14 protein-coding genes and 2 tRNA genes are annotated in these 15,990 nt (G+C 33.9%); 10 read left to right on the top strand and 6 right to left on the bottom strand.

Annotation, left to right across the window (positions count from 1 at the left end; all coding sequences use genetic code 11):
* Positions 1–21 precede the first annotated feature (21 nt).
* Genes LKV13_RS03850 through LKV13_RS03830 form a run of 5 tightly spaced genes read left to right on the top strand, consistent with a single transcriptional unit; the run spans position 22 to position 5,201 of the window.
* Positions 22–984 carry a ribonuclease Z gene (locus LKV13_RS03850; RefSeq protein ID WP_229089526.1) on the top strand — a complete coding sequence of 321 codons (963 nt, stop codon included), beginning with the start codon at positions 22–24 and terminating at the stop codon, positions 982–984.
* An 18-nt stretch (positions 985–1,002) separates the two neighbouring features.
* Positions 1,003–1,926 carry an ABC transporter ATP-binding protein gene (locus LKV13_RS03845; RefSeq protein ID WP_229089525.1) on the top strand — a complete coding sequence of 308 codons (924 nt, stop codon included), beginning with the start codon at positions 1,003–1,005 and terminating at the stop codon, positions 1,924–1,926.
* A complete protein-coding gene (locus LKV13_RS03840) occupies positions 1,926–2,660 on the top strand; it encodes an ABC transporter permease (protein WP_229089524.1) in 735 nt (244 codons plus the stop codon). Before LKV13_RS03845 ends, LKV13_RS03840 begins: the two co-directional genes overlap by 1 nt.
* Before the next feature lie 6 nt (positions 2,661–2,666).
* Positions 2,667–4,166 carry a GldG family protein gene (locus tag LKV13_RS03835; protein ID WP_229089518.1) on the top strand — a complete coding sequence of 500 codons (1,500 nt, stop codon included), beginning with the start codon at positions 2,667–2,669 and terminating at the stop codon, positions 4,164–4,166.
* 12 nt (positions 4,167–4,178) lie between these two features.
* The gene (locus LKV13_RS03830; RefSeq protein WP_229089513.1) at positions 4,179–5,201 is read left to right on the top strand and encodes a DUF4340 domain-containing protein; all 1,023 of its coding nucleotides are present in this window, start codon (positions 4,179–4,181) and stop codon (positions 5,199–5,201) included.
* On the opposite strand, the gene LKV13_RS03825 is transcribed toward LKV13_RS03830, so the two are convergent.
* Both LKV13_RS03825 and LKV13_RS03820 read right to left on the bottom strand, forming a co-directional pair.
* On the bottom strand, positions 5,137–5,619 hold the full coding sequence (locus LKV13_RS03825) for a hypothetical protein (protein ID WP_229089512.1): 483 nt from the start codon (positions 5,617–5,619) through the stop codon (positions 5,137–5,139). The two genes, LKV13_RS03830 and LKV13_RS03825, sit on opposite strands and share 65 nt — an antisense overlap.
* 91 nt (positions 5,620–5,710) lie before the next feature.
* Entirely contained in the window at positions 5,711–7,126 is a 1,416-nt protein-coding gene (locus LKV13_RS03820; protein ID WP_229089511.1) for a hypothetical protein, read from the bottom strand.
* Positions 7,127–7,239: 113 nt separating this feature from the next.
* Here LKV13_RS03820 and LKV13_RS03815 point away from each other — a divergent pair, with 113 nt between their 5' ends.
* The 3 genes from LKV13_RS03815 to LKV13_RS03805 are packed head-to-tail and all read left to right on the top strand — an operon-like array spanning position 7,240 to position 9,520.
* Positions 7,240–7,689: a septum formation initiator family protein gene (locus LKV13_RS03815; RefSeq protein WP_229089510.1), complete on the top strand. Its 450-nt coding sequence runs from the start codon at positions 7,240–7,242 to the stop codon at positions 7,687–7,689.
* Complete coding sequence (locus LKV13_RS03810; protein ID WP_229089740.1) at positions 7,686–8,666, top strand: ABC transporter permease subunit; 981 nt, start codon at positions 7,686–7,688, stop codon at positions 8,664–8,666. The genes LKV13_RS03815 and LKV13_RS03810 overlap by 4 nt, the downstream gene beginning before the upstream one ends.
* Positions 8,666–9,520, top strand: a complete 855-nt coding sequence (locus LKV13_RS03805) for an ABC transporter permease subunit (RefSeq protein WP_229089738.1) — start codon at positions 8,666–8,668, stop codon at positions 9,518–9,520. Before LKV13_RS03810 ends, LKV13_RS03805 begins: the two co-directional genes overlap by 1 nt.
* On the opposite strand, the gene LKV13_RS03800 is transcribed toward LKV13_RS03805, so the two are convergent.
* Positions 9,507–10,154 carry an endonuclease III domain-containing protein gene (locus tag LKV13_RS03800; RefSeq protein WP_229089509.1) on the bottom strand — a complete coding sequence of 216 codons (648 nt, stop codon included), beginning with the start codon at positions 10,152–10,154 and terminating at the stop codon, positions 9,507–9,509. The genes LKV13_RS03805 and LKV13_RS03800 overlap by 14 nt on opposite strands.
* A 64-nt stretch (positions 10,155–10,218) precedes the next feature.
* Between LKV13_RS03800 and LKV13_RS03795 the strand changes: the two genes are divergently transcribed.
* Positions 10,219–10,292: transfer RNA gene (locus LKV13_RS03795), tRNA-Arg, on the top strand.
* 6 nt (positions 10,293–10,298) lie between these two features.
* A tRNA-Pro gene (locus LKV13_RS03790) sits at positions 10,299–10,371 on the top strand.
* A 41-nt stretch (positions 10,372–10,412) separates the two neighbouring features.
* Here the strand turns inward: LKV13_RS03790 and LKV13_RS03785 are convergent.
* From LKV13_RS03785 to LKV13_RS03775, 3 genes are all read right to left on the bottom strand, one after another.
* Positions 10,413–12,389: a P83/100 family protein gene (locus LKV13_RS03785; protein ID WP_229089508.1), complete on the bottom strand. Its 1,977-nt coding sequence runs from the start codon at positions 12,387–12,389 to the stop codon at positions 10,413–10,415.
* A gap of 120 nt (positions 12,390–12,509) precedes the next feature.
* Entirely contained in the window at positions 12,510–14,183 is a 1,674-nt protein-coding gene (locus tag LKV13_RS03780; RefSeq protein ID WP_229089506.1) for an outer membrane protein assembly factor BamB family protein, read from the bottom strand.
* A gap of 34 nt (positions 14,184–14,217) precedes the next feature.
* Positions 14,218–15,849, bottom strand: coding sequence for an ABC-F family ATP-binding cassette domain-containing protein (locus LKV13_RS03775; RefSeq protein WP_229089504.1), 1,632 nt, complete (start codon positions 15,847–15,849; stop codon positions 14,218–14,220).
* Positions 15,850–15,990: the final 141 nt, after the last annotated feature.

Raw genomic sequence — 15,990 nt, 5'->3', positions numbered from 1 at the left:
AGGAGAGATGGGAGAGTATTTTTGAGTTTTAATATTAATATTCTTGGCACAGGGGGAACAAGGCCACTACATAACAGATACCTAACTTCTGTCTTAATAGAATACTGTGGAGATAATTTTCTTTTTGATTGTGGAGAAGCTACACAAATGTCTCTCAGAAAACAAAAAATATCATGGCAAAAAATTAAATTCATTTGCATAACGCATCTGCATGCCGACCACATCACAGGATTACTTGGGATAGTAATGCTTATGGCACAAAGTGGAGAAACAAGAAAAGAACCTCTAACTATCATTGGCCCCGTTGGGATTAAAAGGTATTTAGAAACAAATATCGAACTTTTAAAAGTACATAAAAATTATGAAATAATGTATCAGGAAATTATAGTTAATAAAACAGAAGAGATTTTGTATGAGGACAAGAGGAAGCGAATTGAGTATAGAAAATTAAGACATTCTGTAGAATGTGTTGGATATCTGTTTATAGAAAAAGATAAGCCTGGAAAATTTGACAACCAAAAAGCAGAAATCCTTAATATTCCCAAAGAACATGTTAGAAAGAGGTTACAGGACGGACACGAGGTTATCCTTGATGGAAGAAGAATATTGCCCTCTGAAGTTCTAGGAAAACCCCAAAAAGGTTTGAAATTTGCCTACATTACAGATACAGGCTATTTTGAAGACCTAATCACGCATATTAAAAACTTTAATTTAGTCATAATTGAAAGCACATTTAAAAACGAATTGAAAAGGGAAGCCGAAAAGAAATTGCACCTAACCGCTCAAGCAGCAGCAACAATTGTAAAAAGAGCAGGGGTTAGCCAGACTGGGCTAATTCATTTCAGTGAAAGATATACACTGAATAAAGACTTGTGCGAATTACTAAACGAAGCGAGGCAAGAATACCCAAATGGAGAAATATTTTTAACAAAGGATGGGATGAGGCTTGAAGCAGATAAAAACAGGTTTATCATAAAACATTAGTATCTAAAGGAGGAGTACATGATAAATGTAAAAAATGTCACTAAAACATATGGTTCATTCACGGCTCTCTTTGATGTTAGCTTTAAGGTTAACGAAGGGGAGGTACTTGGCATACTTGGTCCAAATGGAGCAGGAAAATCTACATTGATCAAAATTTTAACATCGTTTCACTACCCCAGCAAGGGAGATGTAAAAATCTTTAAAAAAGATATTACAGAAAGTTCAAAAGAAATACTACAAAATGTAGGATACGTACCCGAAAAACTAGCTCTTTATCCCGAACTATCTGTTAGTGAATATTTAAACTTTATCTCAGAAATTAAATGCATTCAAACTCCTAAAAAAGAAATAGAGAAAGCTATTAGTATTTTTAAACTCGACAGTGTTAAAAACAAATTAATATCTAATCTGTCAAAAGGATTTAAGCAAAGAGTAGGAATAGCTGGGGCCTTATTAAACAATCCCAAGCTTGTAATTCTTGATGAGCCTACAAACGGACTTGACCCAAATCAAATTATAGAGTTTAAAGAATTTCTAAAAGAACTGGCAAAGAATAGTACAATACTCTTCTCATCTCACATCTTAAGCGAGGTGGAGTCCATTTGCAAGAGAATAATTATTATTAATAACGGAGAGGTTATTGCTGATGATACTAAAGAAAACATAGCTAAAAATAGACTAAAAGAAACTGAACTGGATCTAATTCTTTATAAAGATTCTCTAACAAATAAAGAGTGTTTTAGCAGTAATGATATATTTACATTAATAAAAACAGAGGAACATGAAAATGAAATCAATATTTCATTGAAACTTGCACCCGAAAAAACGGAAAAAGAATTATTCAATTACATTGTAAGCAAAGGCGTAATATTGAAGGCAATGATTCCTAAACATGAAAGTTTAGAAAAAATCTTTAGCAAGTTAACAAAGGAGAGAGTATAATGGAGATTAACTTAAAGCAATCTTTGGCTTTGTCAAAAAAAGAATTAAAGGTTTTATTCGGCACGCCAACCGCGTATGTTGTGATCCTATTTTTCTTAATTTTTATAAACTTTTCTTTTATTTTTTTCTCTGGGTTTTTTATTAAAGATAACGCCTCTTTAGTATCTTACTTCTCCTCAATGCCCCTTATTTTAATGCTAGTTTTGCCAGCACTTAGTATGGGAGTTTTCTCAGAAGAACATAAAACGGGAAGCATTGAATTACTTTATGCACTTCCAATAAACCCACAAGAAATAGTAATTGGGAAATTCATTACACTTAAAATATTCACATTAATACTCTTCGCCCTCACGCTGCCCCTTACAACAATGACAATTTCTATGGGCGAATTTGACCTTGGTATCGTATTTCTACAATATCTAGGAATAATTCTTTATTCTTATTCCGTTCTCAGTATGGGGTTATTTATATCTTCCATTACTAAAAGTCAGATAGTATCCTATATATTAACCGTGTTTGTCTTAATACTGATAATATTTTCAGGAAAGTTGGTAATGATATTTGGAAAAGAGAACGTATTTGGAGAAATACTCAACTTCATCTCAATTGCTAATCACTTTAGTTACTTTAATATGGGAATACTAAATCTATCGGATCTTATTTACTTCATCACATTTTCAGCTACGTTCCTTATATTAAGTTCATATAGCATAAGATTGAAAAAATGGAGATAATTACTTATGAAGAAAAAAAATAACGAAATTTTAAATCTAATTTTAAACTTTGCAATAATATTGCTAATTCTTAGTAATATATCTATTTTCGTTTTCAAAATAGATTTTACTAAAAATAAAGCTTTCACAATTTCTTCAGTTACAAAGGATTTATTTTCAAATGCAAATGAAAAGATATACATTACCTACTACAACTCTTCAAGTCTTGGTAATTATTTTGCATTTCCAGAACAAATAAAAAACTTCCTAACAAGTTTTTCTGATGCCTCAAGTGGACAAGTGATTTACAGGGAAATAGATGCTGATAAAGTATCCTCTCCTTTGGAACAAATCGGAATTCCATCTCAACAAATTGACCTCAGAGACATCAATCAACTCTCTATACTTAAGATATATTCAGGAATCGAAATAACTTATGAAGGGAAACGAGAGGTTCTTCCTATTGTCACTGAGATTGGGAATCTAGAATATGAACTTGCAAGTAGTCTAGATAAATTAATCAACAACACAAAAAAGGTTTTAGGACTTGTTTTTGGGGATACAACTTTAAGAGAGACACACAAAAGCTTCACAGAAATAATGAAGAAGGCTTTTAAAACGGATATTCAAGAAGTGGATCTCAATAAGGAACAACTAAAAGATATCAATGGATTATTTATAATTGGTGCTAAGGAAATAAACAATGACTCAATGAAAAAAATTGATGAATTTGTTGTAAACAACGGAAAAGTATTATTTGCTGCAAGTAAAATTGACTACAATCCTCAAAATCCATATGCAACAGCTCCCATTAAATCTCCACTTTTCGATTTAATTGAAAGTTATGGAATTAAATATAATGAAAATATTATACTTGACAAAAGAGCTCCAAATCTTTTCTTGGGAGGATATTTTCAGATTTACCACCCATGGATATTAATCGATAAAAGTAATATTATTGATCCGAAAAATCCTTTATTTAAAAATTTTTATGACACTTTAATACCCTGGAGTAATTCCCTAGAACTTGTAGAAAATAGAGAGAGCGAAACAAAGTACTTGCCTCTGTTTGCAAGCTCTAAAGAATCTTGGCAAGTCAAAGATGAAAATATCTCAAGCATAGCGATGCATTCATTTGATGTGCCAAAAACTTTTGACAAAGAAAACACTCATAAAATTCTTGGGTATTATGTTGAAGGACAAGTTAAAAGCTTATATAATGACAAAAAATCCGAAAATTCGAGATTGATTTTTCTAGGCTCAAGTATGGTATTTAGTGATTATATGTATAACAGTTCACCCTCAAACTTTGAACTTGCCGGTCGAATTTCAGATTACTTAATGCAAAAGGAATCATTTTTTAGCATTAAATCAAGAGAAGTGCGCTCTAAGCTAAAATTTGTAAATTCTTCGCAAGAAATGCTAAATGCAAAATTTTCACTAATAATCGTAAATTTGTTATTATTGCCAATAGCAGTGATAGCATTTGGAATTATCAGATTCACCAAAAAAAGAAGAGTCAACTAATAAGGAGATTTTATGGATAAAAAAGGTATATTTTTAGGGAAAAGAGAATACATGAAGATAGCAATAATTCTTATATTGCTATCTTTGTTTTTGTTGGGAATAATATTTTCAAATAAAAATCAGGTTAACAGACTTTTACAGGAAAAATTAGTTGAAATTGACTTTGGTCAAATTGCAAAAATTGAGACAGAGCTTGAGGGAATTCTTACAAAAACAGAAAAAGGATGGGAACTTAAATATAATGATTTCAATCTTCCAATTGATGAGAGAAGAGTAACCTCCATGATTCAGGCCTTAGAAGATTTACAAAAAAATAAACTTGTTAGTAGAGATCCCAAAAAGCACAAAGAACTGGGTATCAAAGAAAAGCCAGATTTTAAATTTTTTGATGACAAAAATAATTTGATGACAGAAATATTTATTGGAAACTCAGGAGAAGGGGATTCAAGACTATCATATATAAAAAAAAGTGATAATAACGTATACTTAACAAACAACATTTTCCTATCATACAAAGGCAATTCTTACAATACATTTGCAAATACTAAACTTTTCAGAGAAGAGAACTCAAACCTGGAAAAGTTATCTCTGGTAGTAATTAATAAACCAAACAAAGATGAGGAAGATGCAATACAAAATAATTACAATGTATCTAGAAAAGATGGCCTTTATTTTTTTAACGAAGAGCTTTTAAAGAAAGAAAAACCCTTGCAAATTATTAAAGAATACACAACAGATGGATTTGAAATAGATAAAACTAAAATCAATGAGCACAATCTTCAATACAACATTGAAGTCACATGGAGCAACAAAAGTGTAAATAACATCGATGTTTATTTTAGCAAAAATGAAAAAGACAGGGACATTTTGCTTAAAAAAGACACAGATGATTACTACTATATCACCAATAAGTGGACTTTCTTTGATGTATTCAATTTAGAAAAAAATATAAAGACAGGCGATACTCACTCTAATGATGACCATACACACGAGTATAATGATCATCCTCATTCCCATCATGACCACCACCATTAGCATTTCGATGTATGCAGTACAGAACAAAAAGAGAAAAATGAAGATAAAAAAGAGAAATTAGAACAAGATAAGAGTTTAAAACGTACAATATCCTGCTCTTTGGCAGGATATTGTAATATACAACTAAACTAATTAATTCATTACTCAATTCAAAGTTAGCTTTAAACTTCTTTATAAAAACGCTACTCTGTAAAAGCACTGGCTCCAATTTGTCTGAAGATTTATAAATCAAACCATCTTTTGTCTTATAAACCAAAATTCCATTGACCGACGAGAATAAATAGTAAGAACTAACAAGCCCATGTTCTCCCAAAGCCTTATCGAAATACTGTTCCAAATCTAAATCTTTAAAAAACCCCGTATTATAGTTTTTAACCTCATCTATTAAATAAGTAAGGTCAAAATCAATCTGGCTCATAAACTTGCTAATAAAATAAAAAAAAGTCAAAAACAAAAGCAAAACTGCAGTAATAAAAAATAAAAAATAGTACTTTATTAAACAAATAATTCTACTCTCTTATTAACAAACGCTTAATTTTCTGCAAAATCTCATACTCTCGCCTACTCTTAAAGCTACTACCCTTCCTAGAATCAACTTCAATATCCCCTCCAAGCTTATTGATAAACCTAACTAAAACCTCCCTCTCCTCAGAACTTAACTCAAGCTTGCTTAAATAAGCATCATCATCAAACTTGTTTATAACCTTTTCAACCTCAGTAAAGTTAAAACCAGATAAATCACCCCCTTCATTCTGCCTCAATTTCTCCCCCGCTCCCAAACTCTCCGACTGGCTATTATTATAAAGGTTTTTTTCTTCAAAATCTCCAATACAGCCTTGTAAATCCGAACAATCTAAATCTGCCTTTAAAACATCCTCAAAATCATCAAGTTCCTTAAAGTCAGCAGGAGCACCAACTTTCTGTTCCTGAACAAGAGCACTCTCATCTCTTACATTCAAAGTCGAATCACAATCAGCTATACCATCACAAGCCCCATCAAAAATAGCCTCTTGCTCCCCTCCCTTATGCTTCTCATTATTTAAAAGCTTTAAATCACTATCAGAAAACACCATTTCTTCGCCAACGCCCTCTCCTGGATAGCAATCAAGTCCCCCCGCGCTATCCTCTTGATTCCCAACAGCCTTCTCGCTAACAGAAGAAACAACATCGCTATTTATCCCTATATCAAGATCAGCATCATTCTCAGCTACACTAGTTAAACCAAAAGAAGAAACTTCATCCAGCAAACTCTCTTCACTTTTTACGTCAAAATTAACACCTAAGTGCCCCACACCTTCCTCAGTATCTACACATGCAGTGCTCTCCTCTAAAGATCCATTACAAGCATCTTCAACACCCAATCTGTCAAACTTCATATCAAAAAGTTCTTCAACAGAGCCGTCTCTATTTAAACCCTTCTCCAACTCATTACCACTTAACTCATTACCACTTAAAGTTTCCCTACCATCCTTTGAAATATCATTCAGGCCTTCAAGTAAAGCATCTAACTCTTCCTGATCAATTGCAATATTTGGCAAACTACTTTCTTTTCTTAAAGGAACCTCACCTAGTTCATTCTCTGATTTGGTACTAGCCCAGTCGAAAGAGGCCATGCTTTCAGCAGTTTTTAAACTAGATCTACTAAGTTCTTGAGAAAATTCTAAACCACTGCGTATTTCATCCTCAACTCTTGAAATACGAACATCAACTTCTCTTAAATAAGAGACCAACTCAGCATGCCTCTCCCTCAAAGAATCATCCAATTTTAACAGCTTTTCATCCAAAAGCCCTTCAATCCCATCAGAGCGCAAAGCATCAGTACCACCAACAACCGAAGAACGTAAAAAAACACGCTCCATATCAAAATCAACTTCCCCAGGCCCTTCTTTAATAAAAAAAGCACCCCTATAACCTGTCGCACTCATCTATTCTCCAACCTCTACTTGACAAAACTAAAATCGGGCACATCACACAGCCCCCATAGCAAAGTTCACACACTTGTAAATATAGTATATTAGGAATACAATTACAAGGTGATATGTTTTTGGTGAAGAAAATTGTGTTGTCGGTCTATGTGGGTCTGGTGAGTTACTTCATAATCACCCCAGTGTTCGGAGAGAGGGGGGTTGTTAATTACAGGAAGTTGCACAATAGTTCAATCCTGATGAGTAAACACATTACAGAGTTGAAGGAAATACAGAAGAAATTAAAGGCGAAGTACATTAGTTTACAGGTATCTAAACCCGCAATCATAAAAGAAGCAGGAAAGATTGGGTATTATCCCAGGAATTCGGTAGTGATAAAAAATACGGATTATGATGGCAGCTACAGCCAAGGAAAAATTCTATACCTAAAGAATGCACCCGAAGATGGTAACGTAAACAATAATTTTTACCTAATTTCAACATTGATATCTCTCATTTTCTATTTCGTATTAAGTTACCTAGAAACACTCAATATTTTTAACAAAGAAAGGTGGATTTTATAGCTTCGTTTATCTTAAAGAATATACTCCTTACAATAGTCAATATCGCTATGTCAACTTTTTTTTGTGTGTCGTTGCTAGCCGCATTTTCAAATAACGACAGCCCCAGCGTTCCCTTTGTTGAAAAGAATGCATTTAGAGAATATTTGGAATACATTGGATTTCTTGAAAGCATTGTAAGTTATAAGGTGGTGCATGACTTTGATTCTAACATACCTTTGGGCAGAAATTGCTTTGCCAAGCATATTGCAGGCAATTCATACATTGTTTATAGAACAAAATATAGAGGACTTATATGGGGAACGCCTCATTACTCACCACTAACAAAAGGAAAATCAACGATAAGGGTAATTCTCAGCAAGATAAAAAACACATTGAGAATATCAATCCCAGGAATTGTGTTTGCTTACGTAATTTCAATCTCTTTCGTTATCGCTTGTACTTTACTTGTAAAAAATGACGGCTTGAATAATGCTCTTGATTATATAATGTTATTTCTAAATTCAATACCGAGGAATCTGGTTATAATGCTGCTAGTCTCTTCGCTTTACTATCTCAACCTAGATCCAAAGAATTCAATAATGGGGGGTTTCGGATGGTTTTTTTCATTTTTCTTATTTAATGCCGTCATTTTCAAACAATCCCTACACAAAAATCTGTCTGAATGTTATATCACAACCGCAAAATCAAAAGGACTCAGAAGCATAAAGATAATACTGTATCATGCGTTAATTCCCTCATTAATCCCAATAGTTACCAATCTCAGATCTACTCTTGCGACAGCCTTCTTTGGAACATCTATAATTGAAACAATGTTTGGAATCGATGGAATAGGCTCCTTAACAATTAATGCTATCAAAAGTAACGATTATGTTGTTTATAAAGACTTAGTATTCGTTGGGGTTTTCACTATGCTTATAGCAAACCTGGTAAGCGATGTATTGGTATATAAAATCAACCCTTACAGGGGGATTCTGTGATGACAGGAAAATTAAAGAAATTATATCCTATGTTGCTAGGAACCTTCACTTTGATTTTAATAGCACTCCCCCTCTTCGTTAACGAAACTTCGAAATTTGCAATATACAGAAAAGATCCAAATAAGATATACGTTGAGCCAACAGATAAGCTTCCCAAACCACCAACCGTTAACAATCCTTTAGGAACGGATAAGATGGGAAGAGACATAATGGCAAGGCTAGTACTTGCTACTAGGAATTCAATCCTACTTGCGTTCAGCTACTCATCCATCTCTGCGGCAATTGGAATTTTTATAGGAATAATAATTGGAAGCTTTAACTTTAGCACTTGCATGTTAATATCGAAATTAATAGAATCACTGCAAACATTGCCATTTTCTTATATATTGATATTGATTTTTTACTATTTCTCAAAACAAGGAAATTATAACATATTAGAAGTAGCAATTACCTTGGCTTTAATACACGGATGGATTCCGTTCTCATTTTTGACAAGGAACAGCACCATGGTGATCAAAAACCTTGATTATGTTAAGGCAAGTCAGACTATGGGATCAAGCAACTTTAGAATAGCAACACGCCACATATTCCCGGAAATCTTCTCATCAATATCATCATTAATTCCTATGCGGATATCAAAAAGCCTAACCACGTTCGAGGTAGTAAACTACTTGCAAAAAGAAAATAGAAGATTTTATCCAAGCCTTGGGGAACTCTTAAGCTATATGGAAATGGGAAGAGAGTACCTTTGGGTATGGGGAAAACCTCTATTTGTATTGCTAGCAATTAATATAATACTGGCTTTAATAAGCTTAAAACTTAAGAAACACATGAAATATTTCATTTCATCGTAACGTCAAGCCTTGGTGTATACTTTTCCAAAAAACAGTTCTTGCAGTCCTTACCACGAGATGTGCAAATGTCCCTCCCGTGTTTATTGATGGCCATGGAGAATTTATATTGTTTATCAGGCGATATTTTATTTTTCAAATCCAACTCAATTTTCAAAGGTGTCCTCTCAAGTGTAATTCCATGCTTAATGACAACTCTACTAAAATGAGTATCCACGATTATTGCAGGTTTATTATAAACAACTCCAAGAATAACATTGGCTGTCTTTCTACCTACTCCCGGAAGAGATACAAGATCTAAAATATTATTTGGGATGACACCTTTGAAATTCTTTAAAAGCATTCGTGCACAATTTATTATATTCCTGGATTTATTTGCATAAAACCCCAAGCTATAAATTAATTTTTCCACCTCGATCAAATTGGCGTTAGCCAAGCTTTCAAAATCTCCATACCTTTTAAAAAGACTAGGCGCAATTTTATTGACCATATTATCGGTTGTTCTTGCGCTCAAAATTACCATCACTAAAAGTTCATAGTTATTTTTAAAATTTAAAAAAGGCTTAACATCCGGATATCTGGATAAAGTTTCATTTACAATTAAATCAATATCAAGCATAGGAAAATTATAAAACATTAGGCAATAACTACTTTATTGACAAGGATTTTTCAAAATGATATACTCGGCTTTAGTTCTAAAAGCGCTAATAGCTCAATTGGATAGAGCAACAGACTTCTAATCTGTAGGTTTTAGGTTCGAGTCCTAATTGGCGCGTATTGCCGGGACGTGGCCTAGTGGCTAAGGCACCTGCTTTGGGAGCAGGGGATCGTGAGTTCGAATCCCACCGTCCCGATTTTTGTGTCTTCTGCTTGGAAGTCCTCGGTAGGGGGTGCTTTACGGAGCTCTTTTCAGAGTCCCTAAGTGTAGGGTGACAACCTTTCCAGATGAGTTTTGCAAATAGACGTACTCGTCACCAACAGTAAAGCTTGTAAACGGCAAAACCTCGTCTTCTGATAGTATAAAGTCGCTCAAGTCCTTTGAAGAAAACTTTGCTAATTTCCAAACATTATTGTCTCTAACGACTACTAAAATCATTTTTGAATCGACAAAAAGAGAGGAATCTCTACTCAACTCAAATTGTGACTCAGATTCAACTTTTAGATCTTCTGTTTTATCAATTAGCTGAAGTTTTGCAATACCCGAACAGAGCTTTATAACTACCAAATCATCTTCCCTCTCATAAACCCCATACCGTCTAATTCCATACTGAGAAGGCTCCTCTAGTTTATTCCCATCAGGATCAATAAACTGCAACACTCCCAAATTAGTACTAGGATCAAGTACCTCTAGAAAAACGGACTTGTTCTCAGCCCCCCCTCCGGATGCTTTATCTAACGCAGCCTGCTCCCCAGACTGCATTTTAGAATCTAGCAATTTTGTATCCGATTTACCCTCCGCATTATCATTTCCTCTATTATTACCCTCAATTCCCCTGCCCTGCTCATTCAATTCTTCCTTTTCATCTACACTAGGGGAGCCTATATCTCCCGGCTTTGGTAAATTCTTATCCTTATTCTCATCATCAATACCTTCCTGTAATTTATCCTTGACCACACCTCTTTGAGCATCTATCCTATCCTGATCCTTGTCCAATTTCTCCTGAGAACCCTTGAGATCACTCCCCTTTTTCTCCAAAGCATCTCTTTCTTCTCTTTTCTCTTTAATCTGCCTCTCTATTTTATCCCTATCCTCCTCACTAGTGGATTTCTCCAACTGTTCTCTTAAATCTTCTATAGTCTCATTCAATTCTTCCTTTTCATCTACACTAGGGGAGCCTATATCTCCCGGCTTTGGTAAATTCTTATCCTTATTCTCATCATCAATACCTTCCTGTAATTTATCCTTGACCACACCTCTTTGAGCATCTATCCTATCCTGATCCTTGTCCAATTTCTCCTGAGAACCCTTGAGATCACTCCCCTTTTTCTCCAAAGCATCTCTTTCTTCTCTTTTCTCTTTAATCTGCCTCTCTATTTTATCCCTATCCTCCTCACTAGTGGATTTCTCCAACTGTTCTCTTAAATCTTCTATAGTCTCATTCAATTCTTCCTCGATACTCTTTAAAGAATCGGTCTCAATATCAACTCTTTCTTGGTCCATATCATGAATTTCATCCTGGACATCCGTAATATCCCTCGCAAAATCTGTCCCCCCACTATCATTCTCATCTAAAAGAGATGCTATTACCCTCTCTGTGACTATTCTGTCAAGATCAACCTCTGATCCAACATCTCCCGATAAAATATCTCTCCTGAGGGGTATAAAAATAAGGGTTTTCCCGGCCCATTGACTATAAACTCTTGAAAGCCCAACATTATCTTTAGTTGCATCTTTAAGTGAAGGCTCAATATAAGCCTCTCCATAATAACCCAAATCTCCTCGGTAAACAGCGTTGTATATAGTAATAGCCTTAGCCAATAATTCTGCACTATCTCGACTATAACCAAAAGCCTCCATTAAATATCCCATAAGTATTCTTCTAAGGTTTAATATACTATCAAGCACAGACCTATCACCAATAAGAAAAACATCAGCACTACTCTTAACATCCTGATCGTCAATATATCTATTAACGTAATATTTGTTGTAATAATTAGATCTGTCTTTAACCAAATTTCTGGCTAAAAACTCGCCAATTCCCACGATCTGTTCATATGTGTTAGTACTATCATAGGAACCTCGATAATTCACGAATTCAAGATCCATATCAACAAAATCTTTCAATCTCTGCTCATCGATCTCCCTAGAATGAAGAGCAAAGAAATTCAAGAAAGCAAAAAAGGAAACAAACACCACCCATATTCTTTTCATAACAAAAATTCTCCTACAGTTAATTATAACTCTATAATTATCGACTAAATCAGAATAAATTTAAACCTACATTCTAGCGCAACAACAACATTAAAAGTATTCCCAAAACAGCAAAACAGGTCAAAAAATTCCAATAATTTCATCAATGTATTTATTAATTTTTTCAGAAAAATTTTGCCGTTTTATAAACTTTAACAAAGTTAAGCACTTGCCCTTATAAATTTTAAGGCTCTCCTCTGTGGAGTTTAAAATTATCCTCCTCAAATTTAAAAGAACGGCATAAGCTATATCTAAACTTCCCTGATAATTTAATATAACGTACTGTATGTAGTTATATATAAGATCGTACTGCTCATGGTAATACTCAAACCTAGAAACATTTTTAAGTATCTCAGTTATGTTACTAATATCCTTTTCTTCAATCGCTAACCTTATAAGACTCTTAATCGAAGACTCGTCATTAACATAAATAAAATACTTATAAAGCCCCCCCCTTTGTGTTATTCTATCGATTCCACCCCTAGGGAAAAGCCACCTGCTAAAAGCTTTTCTATACAAATCTAAATACTTTTTTGGAAAACTACCACGATTGGCCGCCAGGGAGTCTAAAGTATTTATAAATTCATTATAAGCACCCTTACTATATTCAGAATCTAACATTTTATCAAGAGACGAATAAATCTCATCATCGTCCACTAAAGATCTTGCTTTAAAATCTATTCTATTTTGATGATATCTATTACCTAATGGATGGTTCCAAATCTTAACATTAAGCTCATCCTCATATTCGTAATAATAAGTAGTTAACACCCAATTAAGTCCACCCGTAGCAATAACTCCAAAATTAGCACTAAGCCCGGACACCTCTTTAACGCTATCATACCTGTTAACTGGTCTGAAATGTTCATCAAGTGATAAAACTCCATTCGGATTTAAAGCAATAAAAAGATTCCGATTATTGTAAAGAACAGCTTCTTTAATGCTAAAGCTTAAATCTTTAGTGAATCTGAGCCCAAGATCTCTACTTAAATTAAACAAGGCTCCAACATTCGATATAGCAACATATTCTCCATTAAACTTTTCAAACAAAAAATTAATAGGATAGTTTAAATTAATAGAACCTAAAACTTTTCCAATCTCACCATCATAAATAACAACATCACCAGACTGATACCCAACAATAATGTTATTATTGGTATTTACCATAAACACATTTGGGCAAGACACAAGAGGAACGCTCCATATAATCTCCCCTAACGAACTAAAAGAAAGCATAATATAACTTTCATTTGCAATATAAAAATTGCCATTTTCAAGAACAACAGCAGAAGTTAAGGCCTTTCCTTCTGTATTTACCTCAAAAACTTTCCGACCATCTCCAAGCCTTAGTGCAACAACCCTTGAATCACCCTGAGGAATTAAAATATAGCCATCCCCTATTGAGGGAGCTTTTACAGGAGGAGAGCCTAATCTATGCTTCCAAACAAGCCTACCCCTACTGATCTTTTGAACTTCATCACGTACTGTAATAATATAATATCCGTTATCAAAATCCTTTAAAAGAAAAGGATAAGGAGTCCTATCTATTCTGTAAGAATATTTTTTTTCCAAAGACATGTTATATGTCACTAACCACCTATCCTTAGTCAATACTGTAATCGTATTACGCCTCTCATCCAGAATAGGGTTTCCTACCACTTTCCCTGTCAAAGCTCTTTGAAAATAAAGATTAACATCCGCTGAAAGATAAGAACAAGAAATAAAAAACACAAAGACACAAAAACTCTTATTCAAAATTATAAATTCCCTAAAACAATTACCCCCCCAATTAAAGTTTTAAATTAGCCTGTCCCTCATAAAGCTTATTTCTTAATTCTTTAACTTTAAAATCATCAACATATTCTGAAAAACTCATATGACGATCAATTATCCCATTTGGTGTAAACTCAATAATTCTGTTAGCAATAGTATCAATAAACTGATGGTCATGGGATGTAAACAATACAACCCCTTTAAATCCTTGAAGTCCCGCATTCAAGGCTGTAATAGCTTCAAGATCCAAATGATTAGTCGGTTGGTCTAGCAATAATACATTAGCTCCACTAAGCATTATTTTTGATAGCATACACCTAACTCTTTCTCCTCCCGATAACACGCTAACCTTTTTCAAAGCCTCATCTTGACTAAAAAGCATTCTTCCCAAAAACCCTCTAATATAGGTCTCATCCTGTTCCTTTGAATACTGCCTCAACCAATCTACCAGATTTAAATCCAAACTAAAATACTTCTCATTGTCTTTATTAAAATAGGCAAATTTAACCGTAGACCCCCATTCATAATGTCCTTTATAGTCTCTATCTTCATTAGTAATTATGTTGAAAAGAAAACTTGCTGAAATCGGACTACCCAAAAACACAACCTTTTGTCCAGGTTCCACCACAATGTTAAACTTATTTAGAATATATCGTCCTTCAAATTCTCTAGTTAAATTTTTAATTGCAAGAACATTTTTTCCAAGCTCTCTATCGCTCTTAAAGTTAACGTAAGGAAATTTTCTAGAAGAAGGCTTTAAATCTTCAACCTTAATCTTTTCAATCAACTTTTTCCTTGAAGTAGCTTGCCTAGACTTTGATGCATTACTTGAAAATCTCTGGATAAAAGTTTTAAGTTCTGCAATTTTTTCTTCAGACCTTTTCTTAGCGTCTTTTAATTGTTTATTCAAAATCTGACTAGTTTCGTACCAAAAATCATAGTTGCCAAGGTAGACCTGTATTTTCCCATAATCAATATCAACGATATGAGTACATACTTGATTCAAAAAATGCCTATCGTGCGATACAACAATGACAGTATTTTCAAAGTCAATCAAAAATTCTTCTAACCACTTAATTGATTGAATATCAAGATTATTAGTAGGCTCATCAAGCAGTAATATATCAGGATCACCAAAAAGAGCCTGTGCCAAGAGCACTCTCACCTTTAAAGCTCCCTCAATATCTTTCATTAAGCTGCCATGCATTGATTCCTCTATACCCAATCCTTTAAGAAGAACCGCCGCACCAGACTCAGCCTCATAACCACCAAGTTCAGCAAATTCGGCCTCAAGCTCTCCAGCCTTAATGCCATCCTCTTCACTAAAATCAGTCTTCTCATAAATCTCGTCCTTTTCCTTTTGAACGGCATAAAGCTTCTTATGCCCCATGATCACAGTATCGATTACCTTGAAATCGTCATATGAAAATTGATTTTGTTCAAGTACAGCTATCCTTTGGTCTTTAGGGATAAAAATATCCCCCTTATTAGCCTCAATAGCCCCTCCTAAAACTTTTAAAAAAGTACTCTTTCCCGCCCCATTAGCCCCAATTATTCCGTAACAATTTCCAGGAGAAAACTTAATATTCACATCTTTAAATAAAATTCTCTCTCCAAATGCAACCTCTAAATTACTTACTGTTATCAACCTATTTCCCCGCCTAAACTTGTATTTTTACTAAAAGAATTATCTTTAAAATTAGAAGAAGTTTCAAGCTTATATAAACATATTGACTTAATAACTCATTTTTTCGTAGTATTATACTATCAAATCAAGGAGATGTTTTAA

The organism is Candidatus Borrelia undatumii (assembly GCF_020882015.2).
In the GTDB taxonomy this organism is placed as follows: Bacteria; Spirochaetota; Spirochaetia; order Borreliales; family Borreliaceae; genus Borrelia.
Note: the sequence above shows the minus strand (reverse complement) of the source record. Positions and strands in the feature narration are given on the sequence as shown.